Raw genomic sequence first — 2,749 nt, forward strand, 5'->3', positions numbered from 1 at the left:
ATCCGGGCCGGGCTGGGCAGTTCGGTGCCGGACTTCTGGGACGGCGAACTGACGACCGTCCGCTCGCCCTACCGGACCGGCGAGAGCCACGAGGAACTCCTCGCGATGCCGGCGTTGCGCCTGGACGCCGCCTTCGTCCACCTCAACCTCGGCGACCGGCACGGCAACGCCGCCTACACCGGGATCGACCCCTATTTCGACGACCTGTTCCTGATGGCCGCCGACCGCCGGTTCCTCTCCGTCGAACGTGTGGTCGCCACTGAGGAGCTGGTGAAAACCGTTCCCCCGCAAGCCCTGTTGGTCAACCGGATGATGGTCGATGCCGTCGTCGAAGCCCCGGGCGGTGCCCATTTCACCACCGCCGCAACGGACTACGGCCGCGACGAGAAGTTCCAGCGCCACTACGCCCAGGCCGCCGCCGGGGAGGACAGCTGGGCGGAATTCGTCGCCACCTACCTGTCCGGCGGCGAGGCCGCCTACCAGGCCGCCGTGCGACGCTTTCAGGAGGAGTCGTGATCCAGGCCAGCAGGGCGGAGTTGTGCGTCATCGCCTGCGCCGAACTGCTCCGCGGCGCCGGCGAGATCATGGTCAGCCCGATGACCACCGTCGCGTCGATCGGCGCGCGCCTGGCACGACTCACCTTCGCCCCCGACATCCTGCTGACCGACGGGGAGGCGCAACTGCTGGCCGACACCCCCGCCCTCGGCGCCGCCGGTGCGGTCGAGGGCTGGATGCCGTTCGGCCGGGTCTTCGAGACGCTGGCCTGGGGACGGCGTCACGTGGTGATGGGCGCCAACCAGATCGACCGGTTCGGCAATCAGAACCTGTCCGCCCTCGGTCCCCTGCAGCACCCGACCCGGCAGATGTTCGGGGTGCGGGGCGCGCCGGGCAACACCGTCAATCACGCCACCAGTTACTGGGTCGGCAATCACTCCGCTCGGGTGTTCTGCGAACAGGTCGACGTGGTCTCCGGAATCGGCTGGGACAAGGTCGATCCGGACAATCCGGCCTACCGCTTCGTCGACGTCCACCGGGTGGTGAGCAATCTCGGGGTGTTCGATTTCGGCGGCCCGGGCCGCACCATGCGTGCGGTGTCGCTGCACCCGGGCGTGACACCCGAGCAGGTCCGGTCGAACACCTCCTTCGAGGTGCACGGTCTGGGCGACGCCCCGGCCACCAGGTTGCCCACCGGCGCCGAGTTGGAAATCATCGGGATGATCGACCCGAAGGCCCTGCGGGACAAGGAGGTCACCGTATGAGGATCCACACCGCCCTGACCCGACTGGTCGGCGTCGAGCATCCGGTGGTGCAGACCGGCATGGGCTGGGTCGCGGGAGCGCGACTGGTGTCGGCCACCGCCAACGCGGGCGGTCTGGGCATCCTGGCGTCGGCGACGATGTCGGTCGACGAACTTGCCGCGGCCATCGCCAGGGTGAAAGCCGCCACCGACCGGCCGTTCGGAGTCAACCTGCGCGCCGACGCCGCCGACGCCGGCGACCGGGTGGAACTGATGATCCGCGAGGGTGTCAAAGTGGCGTCCTTCGCCCTGGCGCCCAAACCCGAGCTGATCGGCCGCCTCAAGGAGGCCGGTTCGGTGGTGATTCCCTCGGTGGGAGCTGCCAAACACGCCCGCAAGGTGGCGGGCTGGGGTGCGGACGCGGTGATCGTGCAGGGCGGGGAGGGCGGCGGGCACACCGGGCCGGTGGCCACCACGCTGCTGCTTCCCTCGGTGCTCGACGCACTGGACGGCACCGGCATCCCGGTCGTCGCCGCGGGCGGGTTCTTCGACGGCCGGGGCCTGGCCGCGGCCCTGTCCTACGGCGCCGCCGGGGTGGCGATGGGCACCCGGTTCCTGCTCACCTCCGAGTCAACCGTTCCCGATGCCGTCAAGCAGCGCTACCTGCAGGCCGCACTCGATGGAACCGTCGTGTCGACCCGGGTGGACGGCATCCCGCACCGGGTGCTGCGAACCGGACTGGTCGAGCATCTCGAAAGCGGTTCGCGGGTCAGGGGATTCAGCGCCGCGCTGATCAACGCAGCCAGGTTCAAGAAGATGTCCGGCATGAGGTGGTCGTCGATGGTCCGCGACGGAATGGCCATGCGGCACGGCAAGGACCTCACCTGGTCACAGGTGCTGATGGCGGCCAACACCCCGATGCTGCTCAAGGCCGGGTTGGTCGAGGGCGACACCGAGGCCGGGGTGCTGGCCTCCGGGCAGGTGGCCGGGATCATCGACGACCTTCCGTCGTGCGCGGAACTGATCGAGGGGATCGTCAGGGAGGCGGCCGAACATCTCCGGGCGGCGGCCTCGCTCATTGCGGGGTAGCTTTGGAAGTGCACTTCTAGGGGGATTAATGGCGCTCGCTCCGGAAAGCTGGCCCGAACCGTTTCGCGGCCTGATCCGAACCTTCAACAAACACCTGCTCAATCCGCTGATGCTGCGTCTGGCCGGTAAGCGGTACTGGTACGCGTCGGTGGTGGAACACACCGGCCGGCGGTCCGGACGGCGGTTCTCGACGCCGGTGGTGGCCGACCGGGTGGGCGGCGACCTGATCGTCCCGCTGCCCTACGGCACCCAGGCGGACTGGGTCCGCAACGTGCTGAGCGCGGGAAAGGCCACCGTCGTCCGCAAGGGCGAGACGCTGGCCGTGGACTCACCGGAACTCATCGACGCCACCGAGGCGTTGCCGTTGCTGCCCGGCGGCCGGCGGCGCAGCTTCGAGCGGGTGCATATCGGTCACTTCCTGCG

The 2,749-nt window shown here is 69.3% G+C and carries 3 protein-coding genes and 1 pseudogene; all 4 read left to right on the top strand.

Annotated features, from left to right (window positions below; genetic code table 11):
• Positions 1–516 (top strand): annotated as a pseudogene (gene ipdA, locus ADBZ5U_RS04055) (cholesterol ring-cleaving hydrolase subunit IpdA); the annotation flags it as partial.
• On the top strand, positions 516–1,259 hold the full coding sequence (gene ipdB / locus ADBZ5U_RS04060; protein ID WP_526262677.1) for a cholesterol ring-cleaving hydrolase subunit IpdB: 744 nt from the start codon (positions 516–518) through the stop codon (positions 1,257–1,259). The pseudogene ipdA and the gene ipdB, both read left to right, overlap by 1 nt.
• A complete protein-coding gene (ipdC, locus tag ADBZ5U_RS04065; protein ID WP_526262629.1) occupies positions 1,256–2,326 on the top strand; it encodes a (3aS,4S,5R,7aS)-5-hydroxy-7a-methyl-1-oxo-octahydro-1H-indene-4-carboxyl-CoA dehydrogenase in 1,071 nt (356 codons plus the stop codon). The genes ipdB and ipdC overlap by 4 nt, the downstream gene beginning before the upstream one ends.
• A 28-nt stretch (positions 2,327–2,354) precedes the next feature.
• Positions 2,355–2,749, top strand: a 395-nt coding sequence (locus ADBZ5U_RS04070) for a nitroreductase/quinone reductase family protein (RefSeq protein WP_526262631.1), incomplete at its 3' end; no start/stop codon positions are given.

The sequence above is a fragment of the Mycobacterium sp. genome, from assembly GCF_040398885.1.
GTDB lineage: Bacteria > Actinomycetota > Actinomycetes > Mycobacteriales > Mycobacteriaceae > Mycobacterium.

Bases quoted from the DNA above. Each gene is read 5' to 3' on its own strand.
- ipdC (WP_526262629.1), top strand. From the start codon at position 1,256: ATGAGGATCCACACCGCCCTGACCCGACTGGTCGGCGTCGAGCATCCG.